The organism is Achromobacter aloeverae, assembly GCF_004121055.1.
Classification (GTDB): Bacteria; Pseudomonadota; Gammaproteobacteria; order Burkholderiales; family Burkholderiaceae_B; genus Bordetella_C; species Bordetella_C aloeverae.
On the sequence record NZ_PYAL01000001.1, the window covers coordinates 1,288,104 to 1,305,558 of the forward strand.

General features: G+C 67.5%; 14 protein-coding genes. 6 read left to right on the forward strand and 8 right to left on the reverse strand.

Annotated elements, in window-relative coordinates:
• Positions 1-5: 5 nt before the first annotated feature.
• Positions 6-3,251, forward strand: a complete 3,246-nt coding sequence (locus C7R54_RS05620; RefSeq protein WP_129149139.1) for an Rne/Rng family ribonuclease — start codon at positions 6-8, stop codon at positions 3,249-3,251.
• Positions 3,252-3,446: 195 nt separating this feature from the next.
• On the opposite strand, the gene C7R54_RS05625 is transcribed toward C7R54_RS05620, so the two are convergent.
• From C7R54_RS05625 to C7R54_RS05650, 6 genes are all read right to left on the reverse strand, one after another.
• Positions 3,447-3,986, reverse strand: coding sequence for an acyloxyacyl hydrolase (locus tag C7R54_RS05625; protein WP_129149140.1), 540 nt, complete (start codon positions 3,984-3,986; stop codon positions 3,447-3,449).
• Positions 3,987-4,232: 246 nt separating this feature from the next.
• Entirely contained in the window at positions 4,233-5,108 is an 876-nt protein-coding gene (gene accD, locus C7R54_RS05630; RefSeq protein WP_129149141.1) for an acetyl-CoA carboxylase, carboxyltransferase subunit beta, read from the reverse strand.
• Between the two features lie 34 nt (positions 5,109-5,142).
• Positions 5,143-6,000 (reverse strand): tryptophan synthase subunit alpha, encoded by an 858-nt coding sequence (gene trpA, locus C7R54_RS05635; protein WP_129149142.1) that lies wholly within the window; start codon positions 5,998-6,000, stop codon positions 5,143-5,145.
• Positions 6,001-6,021: 21 nt separating this feature from the next.
• On the reverse strand, positions 6,022-7,221 hold the full coding sequence (gene trpB, locus C7R54_RS05640) for a tryptophan synthase subunit beta (protein ID WP_129149143.1): 1,200 nt from the start codon (positions 7,219-7,221) through the stop codon (positions 6,022-6,024).
• A gap of 121 nt (positions 7,222-7,342) precedes the next feature.
• Positions 7,343-8,530, reverse strand: a complete 1,188-nt coding sequence (gene argE, locus C7R54_RS05645) for an acetylornithine deacetylase (protein ID WP_129149144.1) — start codon at positions 8,528-8,530, stop codon at positions 7,343-7,345.
• A gap of 120 nt (positions 8,531-8,650) precedes the next feature.
• Positions 8,651-11,008, reverse strand: coding sequence for a RelA/SpoT family protein (locus C7R54_RS05650; RefSeq protein WP_129149145.1), 2,358 nt, complete (start codon positions 11,006-11,008; stop codon positions 8,651-8,653).
• Between the two features lie 142 nt (positions 11,009-11,150).
• On the opposite strand from C7R54_RS05650, the gene C7R54_RS05655 reads away from it, so the two are divergent.
• Positions 11,151-12,008: a M90 family metallopeptidase gene (locus C7R54_RS05655; protein WP_129149146.1), complete on the forward strand. Its 858-nt coding sequence runs from the start codon at positions 11,151-11,153 to the stop codon at positions 12,006-12,008.
• Between the two features lie 152 nt (positions 12,009-12,160).
• A complete protein-coding gene (locus C7R54_RS05660; protein WP_240039415.1) occupies positions 12,161-12,658 on the forward strand; it encodes an NAD(P)H-dependent oxidoreductase in 498 nt (165 codons plus the stop codon).
• A 131-nt stretch (positions 12,659-12,789) separates the two neighbouring features.
• Here the strand turns inward: C7R54_RS05660 and C7R54_RS05665 are convergent, their stop codons facing one another.
• Both C7R54_RS05665 and pncB read right to left on the reverse strand, forming a co-directional pair.
• Positions 12,790-13,143, reverse strand: coding sequence for a RidA family protein (locus tag C7R54_RS05665; protein ID WP_129149148.1), 354 nt, complete (start codon positions 13,141-13,143; stop codon positions 12,790-12,792).
• Positions 13,144-13,276: 133 nt separating this feature from the next.
• On the reverse strand, positions 13,277-14,464 hold the full coding sequence (gene pncB / locus C7R54_RS05670) for a nicotinate phosphoribosyltransferase (protein WP_129149149.1): 1,188 nt from the start codon (positions 14,462-14,464) through the stop codon (positions 13,277-13,279).
• Between the two features lie 184 nt (positions 14,465-14,648).
• Here pncB and fdxA point away from each other — a divergent pair, with 184 nt between their 5' ends.
• The 3 genes from fdxA to C7R54_RS05685 all read left to right on the forward strand — a co-directional run bounded on the left by fdxA (position 14,649) and on the right by C7R54_RS05685 (position 17,452).
• Positions 14,649-14,972 (forward strand): ferredoxin FdxA, encoded by a 324-nt coding sequence (gene fdxA, locus C7R54_RS05675; protein WP_057652818.1) that lies wholly within the window; start codon positions 14,649-14,651, stop codon positions 14,970-14,972.
• 27 nt (positions 14,973-14,999) lie between these two features.
• Positions 15,000-15,893: a ferredoxin--NADP reductase gene (locus C7R54_RS05680; RefSeq protein WP_129149150.1), complete on the forward strand. Its 894-nt coding sequence runs from the start codon at positions 15,000-15,002 to the stop codon at positions 15,891-15,893.
• 329 nt (positions 15,894-16,222) lie between these two features.
• A complete protein-coding gene (locus tag C7R54_RS05685; RefSeq protein WP_129149151.1) occupies positions 16,223-17,452 on the forward strand; it encodes a polyhydroxyalkanoate depolymerase in 1,230 nt (409 codons plus the stop codon).
• Positions 17,453-17,455 lie beyond the last annotated feature (3 nt).

The following is a 17,455-nucleotide window of genomic DNA, read 5'->3' on the forward strand; positions in this document are numbered from 1 at the left end:
TTCTCATGAAGCGAATGTTGTTCAACGCGACGCACCAGGAAGAACTGCGCGTCGCCATTGTCGATGGGCAAAAACTCATCGACCTGGACATTGAGACCGCCGGCCGCGAACAGCGCAAAGGCAATATTTACAAGGGCATCATCACCCGCATCGAACCCGGCCTCGAAGCCTGCTTCGTCAATTACGGCGAAGACCGCCACGGTTTCCTGCCGTTCAAGGAAATCGCGCGCAGCTACTTCAAGGAAGGCGTCGATGTCCGCACCGCCCGTATCCAGGACGCCCTGCGCGAAGGCCAGGAACTGATCGTCCAGGTCGAAAAAGAGGAGCGCGGCAACAAAGGCGCGGCGCTGACCACCTTTATTTCGCTGGCCGGCCGCTACCTGGTGCTGATGCCCAACAACCCGCGCGGCGGCGGCGTATCGCGCCGTGTCGAAGGCGAGGACCGCCAGGAACTGCGCGACACGATGGAGCAGCTGCAACTGCCGCAGGGCATGAGCATCATCGCCCGCACTGCCGGCATCGGCCGCAACGTCGAAGAACTGCAGTGGGACCTGTCCTATCTGCTGCAACTCTGGACCGCCATCGACGGCGCCGCGCGCGACAATTCCGCGCCTATTCTCATCTATCTGGAATCGAGCCTGGTCATCCGGGCCATCCGCGACTACTTCTCGCCTGAAATCGGCGAGATCCTGATCGATACCGACGAGATCGCCGACCAGGCCACCGCTTTCATGAGCGTGGTGATGCCGGACAACGTGCACCGCGTGAAGCGCTACCGCGACGACGTGCCGCTGTTCTCGCGCTTCCAGATCGAACACCAGATTGAAACCGCCTACTCGCGCAACGTCACCCTGCCCTCGGGCGGCTCCATCGTCATCGACCACACCGAAGCGCTGGTGGCCGTGGACGTCAACTCGGCCCGGTCCACGCGCGGCGCCGACATCGAGGAAACCGCCCTGCGCACCAACCAGGAAGCGGCCGATGAAGTGGCCCGCCAGCTGCGCTTGCGCGACCTCGGTGGCCTGATCGTCATCGACTTCATCGACATGGAGGACAGCAAGAACCAGCGTTCCGTCGAACAGCGCCTGCGCGATGCCCTGCATTTCGACCGCGCCCGCGTTCAGATGGGCAAGATTTCGCGCTTCGGGCTGATGGAGCTGTCGCGCCAGCGCCTGCGCCCGGCCCTGAACGAGGGCTCGCACATCACCTGCCCGCGCTGCAACGGCACCGGCGTGATCCGCGACGCGGAATCGAGCGCCCTGCACGTGCTGCGCCTGTTGCAGGAAGAGGCCATGAAGGAAAACACCGCCGCCGTGCACGCGCAAGTGCCGGTCGACGTGGCGACTTTCCTGCTGAACGAAAAGCGCGCCGACATCGCCAAGATGGAAGCCCGCCTGAAGGTCAACCTGGTGCTGATCCCCAACAAGCACCTGGAAACCCCGCATCACCATATCGAGCGCCTGCGCCACGACGATCCGCGCCTGGAAGAGACCAAGACCAGCTTCGAGCTGGCCGAGGCCCCCGCCACGGAAGTCGCCTGGGCGCCCCGCGAACAGGAAGTGAAGACGCGCCCGGAAGCGCTGGTCAAGGGCATCACGCCGTCCCAGCCCGCGCCCGTCGCCCCCGCGCCGGCCCCGGTCGCGCCCGCCGCGCCGGCGCCTGCCGGCATGGGCGGCTTGTTCAAGCGCCTGGTGGGCTGGCTGTCCGGCGGCGGCGAGAAGGCTGCCGCGCCTGCCGCCGCGCCGGCCCCGTCCGACGAAGCCAAGCGCGCCGCCAACCGTCCCAAGTCGCGCACGCATGACGGCCAGGACCGCCGTGGCGAACGCCATGGTTCCGACCGTGGCCGTGGCCGCCGCGGCGAAGGCCGCAACGCCGAAGCCGTGGAAACCGCCGACGCCAACAACCGCCACCATGTGCGCGGCGGCCGTCGCGGCGATACCGAAAGGCCCGCCCGTGGCGAACGCGGCGAGCGTGCGGAACGGGGCGAGCGCACCGAGCGTGGTGATCGTGCCGAGCGCGGCCAGCGTGACGCCGCCGCCCTGGCCGCGAGCCAGGCCACGAACCAGGCAGCCGACCAGGCCGACCGCAACCTGCCGCCGGTGGAGACGCTGGAGGACGGCACGCCCGCCCGCCAAGGCCGCAACCGCCGTGGCCGTGGCGGCCGCAATCGCCGCGAGGAATCCGGTAGCGATGCCGTGATGAGCGAGCAGGAGAGCATGGTCGCGGCCCTGGCCGAGACCGTGGCCGCCGCATTGCCGCCGGACGGCGTCGATGAAGCCGCGACCCGCGACACCGCCGCCGCGGAGGTCGAGACCGACGAGTTCGGCAATCCCGTCGCCACGGAAGGCGCGGGCGCCGATCCCGAACGCAAGCGCCGTCGTCGCCGCAGCCGCCGTGGCCGCCGCAGCCAGGAAGATGGTGTGAGCGCGGATGGCGAAAGCCAGGAAGACGGTCTGGACGCGTCCGAACAGGGCGAGCCCGAAGACCGCCTGGCCGCCGAGGCCCAGGCCGCGCTGTCGGAAGTGGCGACGCCCGTGGATACGCACAAGCCGCTCGAATCGGCTCCGGTGCAAGCCCATGTCGCGGCGCCGATCGCCGAACTGTCGGAGTCGACGCCCGCCGTGGCCGCAACGGCCCCAACGGCTGAATCGGCCAATACCACCACGGCGCCCGTCGCCGTGACGGCACCCGTGCAGGTGGCTACGCCGGCCCGGATCGTGGCGGAAACGCGCACCGAGACGGTCGAAGCCGTGGCGGCGCCTGCGCCGGTTCAAGAAGCTGCGCCGGCGCCCGCCCCCGCTGCCGTCGCGGCGGAGCAAGCCGCCGCGCCGGCCCCGGTCGCCGCGCCGGCCCAAGCCGTGACTCCCGCTGCCGCGCCCGTCCAGGCCGCGACGCCGGCTCCGGTCATCGCGCCGGTCCAGGCTGCCGAGCCGGTCCAGGCCGCGCCGGTCGCTGCCCCGGTCGAGGCCGCACCGGCCGCTGCCCCGGTCCAGGCCGCGCCGGCGCCGGTTGCCGCGCCGGTCCAGGCCACTGCCCCGGCCGCTGGCGCGGACGCCACGCCCAGCAAGCAATCGCTGCATAACGTGGTCAACGCCGCCGGCCTGAAGTGGATCGAAACCGACCCCGAGCGTCTCGCCCAGACCCAGCAACGCATTGCGGCCACCCATGTGCCGCTGCGCCTGGGCCGCGAGCGCAAGCCCGTGGCGCCGGTCTCGAACCAGCCGCTGGTGCAGGTCGAAACCCGCCACTGATCGCGCCTGCCAGGCTGATCGGCCCTGAACCCCGAGGCCCGGACGACCCCGTCCGGCCCTCGGGGTTTTTCATGTGAGCCGGCACAGGGCGGATGGTGAATAAACGCGGGGTGGAAAAAGAAAGGGCGGTCCTTGCGGACCGCCCTTTCCACCAGGCCGCGAAGGCGCTGGCGGGACGCGCCGAGAACGGCGCGGTCAGAACAGGTAGGTGTAGCTCACCTGGGTCACATCCAGGCCCGGATTCGGGCGCTTGATGCTGGCGTTCGAGAAATGGGAGTAACGCAGGCTCACGCGGCTGTGCTGGTCGATCTGGAAACCCAGGCCGATATGGTCGCCGAACTGGAACGCGGTGCTGATGGTCTCGCCCGCGAACTTGGTGTGATTGAACACCGTGGCGCCCACGCCGCCTTCGAAGAAGAAGCGGTCGGTGACCCACCAACGGAACATCGGGATGGCATTCAATTGCCAGGCATTCGACGGATGGCCGCCACCGCTATGCGCCCACCAGTAGGCCGCGCCGAGTTCACCGGTAAGGTCCAGGCGGCCCAGGCTGCCGCTGGTCTGCCACAAGGGCGCCGTTTCATAGTTGATCGCGCCACGGTTGTAGCTGTCGCCAAAACCGCCTTGCACGCTGATACCGCCTTTATCCTGCGCCTGCGCGGCCGGCACGGCGCAAGCCATCGCCAGGGCCGCGATTGCGCCCGCTACCAAGCTCTTTTTATAACCACTTTGCATGGGGAACACTCCAACTAGCAACAATTTCGAGGTATGGACGCGCTGTAACTTATCAGAAAAAAACAACAGAGACCATGAGAGCATGGGCTCGAGTGACCTACCTGGGCAAGAAAGCCACGAAACAGTGTTTTCTAAAATCAGCACCAATCCGTTTCGGCCGGGCCCTGGCGGGATCCCTCGCGCCGCGCGCCCTTAGCACGGGGCGTGCCCAGGCGGGTGCCGGAACCGACACCCGCGCTACCGGACTCAGGCGCTCAGCACTTCCGCGGGCTGGCGCGTCAGCAGGGCCAGCAGCCGGGCGATTTCATCACGCAGCTGGCGACGGTCCACCACCATGTCGATGGCGCCCTTTTGCAGGAGGAACTCGGCGCGCTGGAAGCCCTCGGGCAGTTTCTCGCGCACGGTCTGTTCGATGACGCGCGGTCCGGCAAAGCCGATCAAGGCCTTGGGCTCGGCGATGACGACGTCACCCATGAAGGCGAAACTGGCCGACACGCCGCCCATGGTCGGATCGGTCAGCACGCTGATGAAAGGCAGTTGCGCGGCCGACAGGCGCGTCAGCATGGCGTTGGTCTTGGCCATCTGCATCAGGGACAGCAGGCTTTCCTGCATGCGCGCCCCGCCCGAGGCGGCCACGCAGATGAAGGGCGTCTTCTGGTCCAGCGCGGCCTGGGCGCCACGCGCGAAGCGCTCGCCCACCACCGAACCCATGGAACCGCCCATGAATTCGAACTCGAAGCAGGCCAGCACGGCCGGCACGCCCTTGATCGACCCGCTGACCACCACCATGGCGTCGGTCTCGCCCGTCTGCTTGACCGCTTCCTGCAGGCGTTCCGGATACTTGCGCGAATCCTTGAACTTCAGCGTATCGACCGAGCGTATGGACTGGCCCAGTTCGACCCGGCCTTCCAGGTCCAGCAGCGAGTCGACGCGGGCGCGCGAGCCGATGCGCATATGGTGGTCGCACTTCGGGCAGACGTGCAGGTTGGCGGCGAGGTCCTCGTTATAAAGCACCGATTCGCAGGAAGGGCACTTGACCCAAAGTCCTTCCGGCACGCGACGCGCGGTGGGCTCGGTGGTCTTGTTGATGCGCGGCGGCAGGAGTTTTTCGATCCAGCTCATTGTGAGTTTTATCCTGGTGGGGGAAGACGGCCGCTCAGGCCGCCGTTGAGTCCCGTTTTACGTTGTCCAGCGCCTGGCGGATGGTGCCCAGCCAGTTGCCGACGGCGGCGGCGGCGGCTTCGGTCCGGCCGGCCGCGGGCACGCCTTCGACGGCTTTTTCCATGGTCTCGATCAGCTTGCTGCCGATCACCACGGCGTCGGCCACCCGCGCCACGCGCTGGGCGCTGTCCGCGTCGCGGATGCCGAAGCCCACGCCCACCGGAATGTGGACATGGCGGCGGATGGCCGCCAACCTGGCCGCCACGTCGTCGGTATCGATGTGGCCGGCGCCCGTCACGCCCTTGAGCGAGACATAGTAGGCATAGCCGCGCGCCACCTTGCCGACCGCCTCGATGCGCGCGTCGGTGCTGGTGGGCGCCAGCAGGAAGATGGGGGCCATGCCCTTGGCGCCCATCAGGTCGGCGAACTCGCGCACTTCCTCCGGCGGATAGTCCACGACCAGCACGCCATCGACGCCGGCGGCCGCCGCCGCGTCGGCGAAGGCGGCCTGGCCCATGGCTTCGATGGGATTGGCATATCCCATCAACACCACCGGGGTCGCGTCATCGTCGCGGCGGAAGCTCGCCACGGCGTCCAGCACCTTGCGCAGGGTCATGCCCTGGGCGATGGCGCGCTCGGTGGCGCGCTGGATGACAGGGCCGTCGGCCATGGGGTCGGAGAACGGCACCCCCAGCTCGATGACATCGGCGCCGGCGCGCACCAGCGCATGCATCAGCGGCACGCAGGCGTCGGGCGTCGGATCGCCGGCGGCGATATAGGGAATAAGGGCGGCGCGGCCGGCCGCGCGGGTACGGGCAAAGGCGGCGCCTATGCGGTCTTTTTGTGGGGTCATGCTGTTCGGTTCACCCGTGGATTACAGCTGGAGGCCGGCGCGCTCGGCGACGGTATGCATGTCCTTGTCGCCGCGGCCCGACAGGTTGACCAGGATGATCTTGTCCTTGGGCAGCGTCGGCGCCAGCCGTACCGCGTGGGCGATGGCATGCGAGGACTCCAGCGCGGGCATGATGCCCTCGATGCGGCAACAATCGTGAAACGCGCGCAGGGCCTCGTCATCCGTCACGCCGACGTAGCTGGCACGGCCGCTGTCCTTGAGCCAGGCGTGCTCGGGACCGACGCCCGGATAGTCTAGGCCGGCCGACACGGAATGCGTTTCCTGCACCTGGCCGTTTTCGTCCTGCATCACATAGGTGCGGTTGCCGTGCAGCACGCCGACCTGGCCGGCCGCGATGGAGGCCGCGTGGCGGCCGCTATCCATGCCCTCGCCGGCAGCCTCGACGCCGATCAGTTGCACGTTCTCCTGGGGGATATAGGGATGGAAAATACCCATGGCGTTGGAACCGCCGCCCACCGCCGCGATCACGTAGTCCGGCTGGCGGCCGGTTTCCTGCGGCATCTGCGTCAGGCATTCCTTGCCGATCACGGTCTGGAAATCCCGCACCATGCGCGGGTACGGATCGGGACCGGCCACCGTGCCGATGATGTAGAAGGTATTGGCGATATTGGTGACCCAGTCGCGCATGGCTTCGTTCAGCGCGTCCTTGAGCGTACGCGAGCCCGACTCCACCGGCACCACCTTGGCGCCCAGCAGCTTCATGCGATAGACGTTGGAGGCCTGGCGGCGCACGTCCTCGCTGCCCATGTAGACCACGCACTCCATGCCATAGCGGGCCGCCACGGTGGCGGTGGCCACGCCATGCTGGCCGGCGCCGGTTTCGGCGATCACGCGGGGCTTGCCCATGCGGCGAGCCAGCAGCGCCTGGCCAATGCAGTTGTTGACCTTGTGCGCGCCGGTGTGGTTCAGGTCTTCGCGCTTGAACCAGATCTGCGCGCCGCCGAGCTCCTGCGACCAGCGGCGGGCATGGTAGACCGGCGTGGGCCGGCCCACGAAATGCTTGAGTTCGTAGGCGAACTCTTCCATAAATAGCGGATCAGCGCGGAAATGGTCATAGGCCGCGCGCAATTCATCCAGGGCGTGCATGAGCGTTTCCGCCACGAACACGCCGCCGTAGGGTCCGAAATGCCCTTGGGCATCGGGAAGGTCGTAAGGTTTCACCAGGCTTCTCCCGCCACGATGCGGCGCCATCGGCCGCAACGCCAGCTTGGCGGCCCGCCCCGGTACGGGCGTGCCACCGACTTAGCAACCGGCTATTTTACCCGAGTGGCCCCGCCTGCCCCTAGAGGGACTGCCCGACCCGTCGCAGGAAGCCGACGCAGGAAGCCAATTGGTCCAGGGCGACGTATTCGTCCGCCTTGTGGGCTTGCTCGATATGGCCGGGGCCGCAGACCACGGTCGGTATGCCCAGGCCCTGGAACAGGCCCGCCTCGGTGGCATAGGCCACCTTGCGCGTGGCCGTGTCGCGGGTCAACGCGCGCACCAGCGCGGTGATGGCGGCCTGCTCCGAGGCCTCCAGGCCGGGCGCCGCGGGCCCGGTCTCGATCTCGACGCGGGCGTCGGGAAACTCCGCCCGCATGCGCGGCAGCAACTGCTCGTCGACATAGCGCCGGATATCCGCCTGGATGTCCCGCGGCGACATGCCGGGCAGGTTGCGGAACTCGTAGGTGAACTCGCAGGCGTCGGGAATGGTATTGACCGCGATGCCGCCCTGGATCTGGTTCGTGGTCAGCGTGGTGAAGGGCACGTCGTAGAACGTATCGTAGGGGCCGTTGGTGCGGTAGGCATCGGCCAGGTCGCGGATATGGCAGATCAGGCGCGCCGCATGTTCGATGGCGTTGCAGCCCCGCGGCGTCAGCGAGGAATGCGCGGCCCTGCCATGGACCCGGCATCGGAAGACATTGATGCCCTTGTGCGCGACCACCACCTGCATGCCGGTGGGCTCGCCGACCACGCAGCCCTCCGGCTGGATGCCGCGCTCGCGCAAATCCGCCAGCAGATAGGGCGCGCCGGCGCAGCCCACTTCCTCGTCATAGGAGAATGCCAGGTGCAGCGGCTTCTTGCGCGGCATCGCCAGGAACTCGGGCACCAGCGCCAGGGTCGCGGCGATGTAGCCTTTCATGTCGCAGGTGCCGCGCCCGTAGAGCCGCCCTTCCCTTTCGTCCACCGCGAAGGGATCGGAGGACCAGTCCTGGCCATCCACGGGCACCACGTCGGTATGACCGGACAATACGATGCCCCCCTGCGTGCCGCCGTCCTGGGCGGGCAGCGTGGCGAACAGGTTGGCCTTGTTGCGGGCCGCGTTGTGCACCAGCAGGGCATCGATGCCCTGGCGCTTGAGCGCGTCGCGCACGGTCTCGATAAGCGCCAGGTTGGAATTGCGGCTGGTGGTGTCGAAAGCGACCAGCGTCCGCAGCCAGTCACGGGTTTGCTGGTCGGTTTCCCGGGAGGCTTGCGTGGAGGTATCCATGATGGCGGGCCCTGCGTAGGCGTAACGGTATGCGAAACGGCCAGTTTAGGGTGGCGAAGGCGTAGCCGTCCATTGAAGCTTATTCACGCCGCGCGCCATGCGCCATGGCCCGGCGCCAAGTCACTTGCGCGCCGCGCTGGTCACTCCCGCGACTTCCATCAAGGCCGCCAGCGCCCGGGACAGGGCCTCCCCGTCCGGCACCTCCACGGTGAAGACCATGTGCGCCAGGGAACTGCGGCTCTGCGTATTGACGCCGATGACGTTCAGGCGCAGGCGGGCGAAGACTTCGGACAGGTCCCGCAGCAAGCCCGAACGGTCATGCGCCCGGATGCTCACGTCGACCGGGTAAAGCGTGCCGCCGGTCTTGCCCCAGGTTACCTCGATGACGCGCTCCGGCTCGCGGCTGGCCAGCGCGGCATAGCTATGGCAGTCCGTCCGGTGGATGGACACGCCGCGGCCGCGCGTGACGAAGCCCACGATCTCGTCCGGCGGCGCGGGCCGGCAGCAGCGCGCCAACTGCGTCATCAAGGAGCCCACGCCGACCACCAGCACGCCGCTCTTGCCGCTCTTCTCCGTGCTTTCCGCGCGGCTGGCGTGCGTGACGACTTGCGGCGGTTCCGCGTCGGGGGCCGGTTGCTGGAAAGCGCTGTCGATGTGGCGCAGGCTGAACTCGTCCTTGGCGGCGGCGACATAGAGGTCGTCCGCGCGGGCGAAACCCAGCTGCTGCGCCAGCTGCTCCAGGTTGACCGCCGTCTTGCCGAGCCGCTGCAACTCCTTTTCCACCAGGGCCTGACCCTGCGTGATGCGCTGCTGCAGCTCGATGGCATTGAACCAGGCGCGCACCTTGGCGCGCGCGCGCGGGCTGGCCAGGAAACCCAGCTGGGGATTGAGCCAGTCGCGCGAGGGGCCGCCGGACTTGGCGGCCACGATCTCCACCGTCTGGCCCGTGGCCAGGCGCGTCTGCAGCGGCACCAGCTGGCCGTCGACGCGCGCGCCGCGGCAGCGATGGCCCAGGTCGGTATGCAGGTGATAGGCGAAATCCACCGGCGTCGAGCCGGCCGGCAGTTCGATCACGCGGGCTTGCGGAGTGAGGACGTAGATGTGCTCGCCCGCATCCGCCGCGACGGCGGCCTTGCGCGCCTGGCGCGGGGCGCCCGCCTGTCCGGCGGCGTTGGCCGTGGCCATGCCGGCACCCGCGCCGGCGGGCAAGGGCGCCTCCGCGGCGTCCACGCCGCCCGCGCCGGCCTCGTCCGACGACGCCATCTCGTCGTTCCACGCCAGCAGCTGGCGCATCCAGGACAACTGGCGATCGTAGTCGCTGGACGCCGACACCTGGCCGCCGCGCGGCCCGGCTTCCTTGTAGCGCCAATGGGCGGCCATCCCGTACTCGGCGAACTGGTGCATTTCGCGCGTGCGTATCTGCACCTCGAACGGCCGGCCGTCCTCGTCCGCCACGACGGTGTGCAGCGACCGGTAGCCATTGGGCTTGGGGCGCGAGATATAGTCGTCGAACTCCTGCCCCACCGGCGTCCACATGGCATGGACCAGGGCGAGCGCGGCATAGCAATCGCGCACGTCGCCGACGATGACGCGCAACGCGCGCAAGTCGTACAGGTGCGAGAAGTCCAGTTTCTTGACCCGCATCTTGTTCCAGATGCTGTAGATGTGCTTGGGCCTGCCGCTTACCTCGGCTGCGATGCCGGCCTTGGCCAGGGCTTCCTCCATGCGCGCCACCGCGCCACGGATGAAGGCCTCCCGCTCGACGCGCTTTTCCTCCAGCAGCCGGGCGATCTGCTTGTAGCGGTCGGGGTCGGTGAAGCGGAAGGCCAGGTCTTCCATCTCCCACTTGATCTGCCAGATGCCCAGGCGATTGGCCAGGGGCGCATACAGGTCCAGCGTTTCGTGCGCCAGGCGCGGATCGCAGGCCACCTTGGTGGCCGCGTGCCAGCGCAGGCTTTGCAGGCGCGACGCCAGGCGCATCAGCACGATGCGCAGGTCGGCGGCCATGGCCAGCAGCATCTTGCGCTGCATTTCCTTTTGCGTGCCGCTGCCGGCGGCGCTGTCGCTGGCATGGCGCGCCATCACGCCCAGCCGCAGCAGCGCATAGGCGCCCTGGACCAGGCGCGCCACGTCGTCGCCGAACGCCGCGGCCAGGGGATCGGCGCGCAGGTTCTGGGGCGGCGCCTGCAGGTCCACGGGCAAGGCCGCCAGCACCGCCGCCACGCGGGTCGCGGCATCCGTGTGCAGGCCCGCCAGCACGCGCGCCACGCCGGCGGCGTGGACCACCAAGGGCTCGCCCGTGACGGACTGCTGGCCCGTGTAGCGGTCGGCCACCCATCGCGCCGCGCTTTCCAATTGCGCGCGCCCGGCCGCGTCCAGTCCTGCGGCGGCGGCATCGAGCCAGGCGGCATCGAACCCGACGCCGGAATCGGCGGCGCCGGCGGGCTGCGGGGATTCGGGAACGGGGGGCGCGGACATCTCGACGACGGAAACAACGGGAACCGGTTGGGAGTTTGACACTCTACACTAAGCACACCGCCGGATCCGGTGGCCAGGACGTCATGCCGCGCACGGCGGCGCTACCAGACACGCTAAAGGCATAGGACAGGATCGCCCGTTTATGTTTCGATGGCTCAAAGGACGCGGGGCGCGGGACGCGCAGGTGGACGCGGTGCGCGCGCGCATCCCCGCGGACCTGTGGGAACAGGTGTTGGACGCCTTTCCCTTCCTCTACCCGCTTGGGCGGGAAGAACAGGCGGCGCTGCTCGACCGCGCCGCCTGGGTACTGGCCAGCAAGAGCATGAACGGCGCCCGGGGGCTGGCGTTGACCGACTTCATGCGCCTGTGCATCGCCGCCCAGGCCGCCCTGCCCATCCTCAACCTGCCGCCCGCGCTGTACGAGGGTTGGGACGAGATCATCGTCTATCCGGGCGGCTTCCTCATCCCGCGCCGCCGCGAGGACGAGGATGGCGTAGTCCATGAATACGAGGAAGACGCGGCCGGCGAGGCATGGGAAGGCGGGCCGGTACTGGTTTCCTGGGAGGACGCGCGCCACGCGGCCGGCGGCTACAACGTCGTGATCCACGAATTCGCCCACAAGCTGGACCTGCTCACCGGCGCCGCCGACGGCGTGCCCAGCCTGGCGGGCCGGCGCGACATCGACGGCCGCGCCTGGCGCCGGGTACTGGAGGACAGCCTGGACAGCTTCCGCGCGGCCCTGGACGCGGTGGAAGCCGCCATCCCGCCGGACGTCGATCCGGAGGGTCCGGACGCCGATCACTGGTACGGCCAGCTGCCGTTGGACCCGTATGCGGCGACCGACGAAGCGGAATTCTTCGCGGTCAGCTCGGAAAGCTTCTTCGCCGACCCCGCACCGTTGGCCGACGCCCTGCCGGACTGGTATGCCCTGCTGCAAGCCTATTACCGGCAGGATCCCCTGACGCGGCTGGAGCGCCATGAGCAGGAGCAGTCGCCATGAGCGCGCCGGGCCGTCCCAAGCGCGTATCCTCCCCCGGGGAGGAGGTCGCGCAGCGACAGGAGGGTCGTCCATCCAGAACATCGGATAGTCCAGACCCGGCGCCGCCACGGCTGCTGATCGTCTGGCACAGCCGCACGGGCGCGGCGCTGGGCATGGCGCAAGCCGCGGCCGAGGGCGCGCGCGGCGTGGCGGAGTGGGCAGCGCGGGAGCAGAGCCCGCCGTCACCACCCGGCGACGCACTGCATATCGCCCTGATGCCCGCGGACGACGTGCAGGCCGCCGACCTGCTGCGCAGCGAGGGCTATCTTTTCTGCGCGCCGGAAAACCTCGGCAGCCTGAGCGGCGCGATGAAGGAATGCTTCGACCGCTGCTACTACGGCGTTCTCGACACGGACGGCGCCAGCCCGGTCAGCGGGCGCCCCTACGGCCTGATGGTCAGCGCCGGCACGGACGGCAGCGGCGCGGCCCGGCAGATGGAACGCATCTGCACCGGCTGGCGGTTGCGGCTGGCGGCGCCGCCCTTGATTGCCCGCAACGGCGCGCAAACGCCGGCCGCCATCCTGGCGCCCAAGACCGTGGCGCCCGAAATCCTGCGGGAATGCCGGGAATTGGGGGGATTGCTGGCGGGCTTGCTGCTGATGGCGGGCTAGGGACCGGCGCTGCGGCGGTCCCGGCTCCGGGCGCCGCTGAGCGCGTGCCCGGAGCCCGATGCGGCGAGAAGATCAGCCGGACCCCGGCCTAAACCCAGGCCTAACCCAGGCCTGAACCCAGGCCAAAAAACTCAGGCCACGGCGGCCGTGACGACGATCTCGACCTTGTAGTCGGGATTGGCCAGGCGCGCTTCGACGGTGGCGCGGGGAGGCGCGTTGCCGTCGGCGACCCAGGCGTCCCACGCCTTGTTCATGCCGTCGAATTCCTTCATGTTGGTGATGAAGATCTGGGCCATCAGGATGCGCGACTTGTCGGTGCCGGCCTCGGCCAGCAGCTTGTCGATGGTCGCCAGCACCTGGGCGGTCTGGCCGGTGATGTCCAGCGTGGCGTCGTCCGGCACCTGGCCGGCCAGGTAGGCAACGCCGTTGTAGACGGCCATGTCCGAGAGACGCTTGGCGACGTTGACGCGTTTGATGCTGCTCATGGGGTGATCCCTCCAGTTGTTGGAAACCGATGCGTTGTTGGAAACCGGTGATTATCGCTGCGTTCCGCCGGCGCGGGAAAGCGCGCCCGGACGCGGCCGGCCTTCCCTGGTCGACGCGCCGCCCGTGCGGCCCTCACTGCCCGACGGGCAGGGGCGGCAATTCGAACACCTGGCGCAGGTAGGCGAGGTAGGCCGGATCGTCGCACATGGTCTTTTCCGGCGCATCCGACACCTTGGCCACCGGCTGGCCATTGCAGCGAACCATCTTCATGACGATCTGCAAGGGCTGGTGCCCCAGGTCGTTGGTCAGGTTGGTGCCGATGCCGAAGGACACGCGGCAGCGTCCGGCGAAGCGGCGCGCCAGCTCGATGGCGCGGGGAAAGGTCAGGGAATCGGAAAACACCAGCGTCTTGGTGCGCGGGTCGACCCGGTTGGCGCGATAGTGCTCGATCATGCGTTCGCCCCACACGAAGGGATCGCCCGAATCGTGCCGCGCGCCGTCGAACAGCTTGCAGAAATACATATCGAAATCGCGCAGGAAGGCATTGGTGCCGTACACGTCGGACAACGCGATTCCGAGGTCGCCACGGTATTCCTTGGCCCAGACCTCCAGTGCGAAGACCTGGGAATCGCGCAGGCGCGGGCCCAGCGCCTGGCAGGCCTGCAGGTACTCGTGCCCCATGGTGCCCAGGGGCAGCACGGCGTGCTGGCGCGCCAGGGCGACATTGCTGGTCCCGGCGAACATCTTGCCCATGGTGGACTTCATGGTGGCCACCACTTCCTGGTGCCAGGCCTTGGAAAAGCGCCGCCGCGTCCCGTACTCGGCGACGCGGAAGTCGACCATGGAGGGATCGTCCACCACCAGGCTCATCTTCGATTGCAGCCGCGCGCGGCCTTCCTCCAGGTCCGGATGCCGCTTGGTATTGCGGAAATAGACCTCATTGACGATGGCCAGGACCGGTATCTCGAAAAGTATGGTGTGCAGCCACGGCCCCTTGACCGTAATGGCGATCTCGCCCGCTTCCTTGCCCTCGGCCACGTGGATGCAGCGCTCGGGCAAATGGAAAAGCTCCAGGAAATCGATGAAGTCGCTCTTGATGAACCGCAGGCTGCCGAGATAATCCAGTTCCTCGCGGGTGAAACGCAACTGGCACAAGCCATGGATTTCCGCGCGGATCTCGTCGATATAGGGCCGCAGGTTGATATCGGGCGTCCGGCATTTGTACTGATATTCCACCTGCGCCGCGGGGAAATGATGCAGCACCACTTGCATCATGCTGAACTTGTAGAGGTCGGTGTCGAGCAGCGAAGTAATTATCATGATGTCGCGTGGGGAGGCCGGCCGTACGGCGTCTGGCCGTGTAACCCATCCGGCAACCATAGCACAGCGGCCTGGGGACGGTCCGGGGCGACTATGTCCAAGCCAGGGTTATCCCAGGAGGTTTCGCCCGGGTTTGGGTAAAATCGAGCTTTTCGCGGATAAATAAACCCCGGAGTTCCCCCGCATGACCCACGTCGTCACCGAAAACTGTATCAAATGCAAGTACACCGACTGTGTGGACGTGTGCCCGGTCGATTGTTTCCGCGCGGGTCCCAATTTCCTGGTGATCGACCCGGACGAGTGCATCGACTGCGCCGTGTGCATCCCCGAGTGTCCGGCCAATGCCATCTACGCCGAAGAGGACGTGCCGCAGGACCAATTGCAATTCATCGCGCTGAACGCGGAGCTGTCGCCGGAATTCCAGAGCATCAGCCGCGCGACGAAGCCCCTGCCCGACGCCGATGAATGGAACGGCAAGCCGGACAAGCTGCAGTACCTGGAAAAGTAAAGGGCGCGCGCGCACGCCCGAACCCCGATGACCGACGTATCCAAATACACGCGCCAAACCGTCACTGAAGTCCGCAGCTGGGTCCCCGGCAAGCTGTTCTCGCTACGGGTGACCCGCGATCCCGCCTATCTCTTCAAGGCCGGGCAGTTCGCCCGCGTGGGCTTGCCGGCGGCCGACGATCCCGACGGGCCACCGACGCTGTGGCGCGCCTACTCCATGGTTTCCGGGCCGCTGGAAGACGCGCTGGAGTTTTATTCCATCGTCGTGCCCGAAGGCGAGTTCAGCCCTCGCCTGGCGCAATTGCGCGTGGGCGACAACCTCTATGTCGAAAAGACCCCCTATGGTTTCCTGACCATAGACCGCTTCTTCCCCGCCGCCACGTCGTCGGCGCCGCCGGAGGCAGCCGCCCTGGAAGCGCCAACCGCCGCCCCCGCGGCGGGCGCCACGCTGGCAACCCGGGAAACGAAACCCGACCTCTGGCTGCTCGCCACGGGCACCGGCCTGTCGGCCTACCTGTCCATCCTGCGCGACCCGGCCACCTGGACGTCGTTTCGCCGCATCATCGTGGTCCATGGCGTGCGCCGCGCGGAGGAACTGGCGTACCGCGAGGAAATCGAGAGCTGGTCCCGCCAGCCCGAATTCGCCCCCATATACCGTGCCGACCCGCGCAAGCTCATCTATCTCGCCATCGCCACGCGCGAGGCCTTGCCCGGCATGCCCAGCGAGCGCCTGACGACGCTGATCGCCGACGGGCGGCTGGAGCAGTTGGCTGGCGAGCGCCTGGACCCGAAGAGCGCCAAGGTCATGCTCTGCGGCAACCCCGACATGCTGTCGGCGGCACGGAAACTGCTTGGCGAGATGGGCTTCGCGCCCGGCCGGCGCGGCATACCCGGAAACCTGGCGGTGGAAAACTACTGGTGATTGGCCGGACGCGGGTTACACGTCGGGCGCTGTAGAGCCGCTGCGGAAGCGCTGTAGCGCCGTTGTGGAGCAACATATTGCCCGGTTATGCAATAAACCGTGTGCCTTACGCCGGGCGAATGTCGCCATGGAAGAAATTCCCGTTTTCGCAACAGAAATGACCATCCTACGGACAGGCGCGTCGAAGATTTGGCTATAAAGACCTACCGCAGCGCAATAATGCGGACGTATACACGGTGCGCCGGGGGCCTCCCCATCTGGCGCGCCACCCGCACCCAGGCAAGCCGCCATGACGACTGCCTGGCCTAGAACGAAAGGATTTTCTTCTTATGCTGTATCAATTGCATGAGTTGCAGCGCGCCTTCCTGACGCCTTTCGCCGCTTTCACCGAAGCGGGCTCCCAACTGTTTTCCAACCCCTACAGCCCCTGGGCCTATACGCCTGTTTCGCGCCAGATGGCGGCGGGCTACGAGTTGATGCACCGCATCGGCAAGGAATACCAGAAGCCGGCCTGGGACCTCCCCACCACGGAAATCGATGGCGAAAAGGTCAGGATCATCGAAAAGGTCGCGGTCGACAAACCCTTCTGTCGCCTGATCCACTTCCAGCGCGAAGGCCGCGTGATGGCCAAGCGCAAGGATCCCAAGGTCTTGCTGGTGGCGCCCATGTCCGGCCACCACGCCACCTTGCTGCGCGATACGGTGCGCGCCCTGCTGCCCAACCATGACGTCTATGTGACGGACTGGACGGATGCCCGCATGGTGCCGGCATCGGAAGGCCCCTTCCATCTCGACGACTACGTCTACTACGTGCAGGACTTCCTGCGCTTCCTGGGCGCCGATACGCATGTGATCTCGGTCTGCCAGCCCACCGTGCCGGTACTGGCGGCGATCTCGCTGATGGCCAGCGCCAACGATCCCTGCCAGCCGCGCACCATGGTCATGATGGGCGGCCCGATCGATCCGCGCCGCAGCCCCACCCAGGTCAATAACCTGGCGATGACCAAGCCGTATTCGTGGTTCGAAACCCAGGTGATCCACCGGGTACCGCCGCGTTATCCCGGCGCGGGCCGCCCGGTTTACCCAGGATTCCTGCAACACGCCGGCTTCGTCGCCATGAATCCGGACCGCCACATGAAGTCGCACTACGATTTCTACCTGGACCTGCTGCGTGGCGACGACGAGGACGCGGAAGCACATCGCCGCTTCTACGACGAGTACAACGCGGTGCTGGACATGGCCGCCGAGTTCTACCTGGACACCATCCGCATCGTCTTCCAGGAATTCCAGCTGCCGCGCGGCAAGTGGAAGGTGGGCGGCAAGCTGGTCAAGCCGGCCGATATCAAGAAGACGGCGCTGCTGACCATCGAGGGCGAGCTGGACGATATCTCCGGCCAGGGCCAGACGCGCGCCGCGCAGGACCTGTGCAGCGGGATTCCCGCCGCCGACAAGGCGCACTACACGGCGCAAGGGGCGGGTCACTACGGTATTTTCTCCGGCCGCCGGTGGCGTCAGATGATCTGTCCTAAAATCGCCGAATTCATCCGGCAACACGCCTGAGCG

What these genes read in the sequence shown, in the direction of transcription:
- C7R54_RS05620 (WP_129149139.1), top strand. Translation starts at nt 6, where the DNA reads ATGAAGCGAATGTTGTTCAACGCGACGCACCAGGAAGAACTGCGCGTC.
- C7R54_RS05625 (WP_129149140.1), bottom strand. Translation starts at nt 3,986, where the DNA reads ATGCAAAGTGGTTATAAAAAGAGCTTGGTAGCGGGCGCAATCGCGGCC.
- accD (WP_129149141.1), bottom strand. Translation starts at nt 5,108, where the DNA reads ATGAGCTGGATCGAAAAACTCCTGCCGCCGCGCATCAACAAGACCACC.
- trpA (WP_129149142.1), bottom strand. Translation starts at nt 6,000, where the DNA reads ATGACCCCACAAAAAGACCGCATAGGCGCCGCCTTTGCCCGTACCCGC.
- argE (WP_129149144.1), bottom strand. Translation starts at nt 8,530, where the DNA reads ATGGATACCTCCACGCAAGCCTCCCGGGAAACCGACCAGCAAACCCGT.
- C7R54_RS05650 (WP_129149145.1), bottom strand. Translation starts at nt 11,008, where the DNA reads ATGTCCGCGCCCCCCGTTCCCGAATCCCCGCAGCCCGCCGGCGCCGCC.
- C7R54_RS05655 (WP_129149146.1), top strand. Translation starts at nt 11,151, where the DNA reads ATGTTTCGATGGCTCAAAGGACGCGGGGCGCGGGACGCGCAGGTGGAC.
- C7R54_RS05660 (WP_240039415.1), top strand. Translation starts at nt 12,161, where the DNA reads ATGGCGCAAGCCGCGGCCGAGGGCGCGCGCGGCGTGGCGGAGTGGGCA.
- C7R54_RS05665 (WP_129149148.1), bottom strand. Translation starts at nt 13,143, where the DNA reads ATGAGCAGCATCAAACGCGTCAACGTCGCCAAGCGTCTCTCGGACATG.
- pncB (WP_129149149.1), bottom strand. Translation starts at nt 14,464, where the DNA reads ATGATAATTACTTCGCTGCTCGACACCGACCTCTACAAGTTCAGCATG.
- fdxA (WP_057652818.1), top strand. Translation starts at nt 14,649, where the DNA reads ATGACCCACGTCGTCACCGAAAACTGTATCAAATGCAAGTACACCGAC.
- C7R54_RS05680 (WP_129149150.1), top strand. Translation starts at nt 15,000, where the DNA reads ATGACCGACGTATCCAAATACACGCGCCAAACCGTCACTGAAGTCCGC.
- C7R54_RS05685 (WP_129149151.1), top strand. Translation starts at nt 16,223, where the DNA reads ATGCTGTATCAATTGCATGAGTTGCAGCGCGCCTTCCTGACGCCTTTC.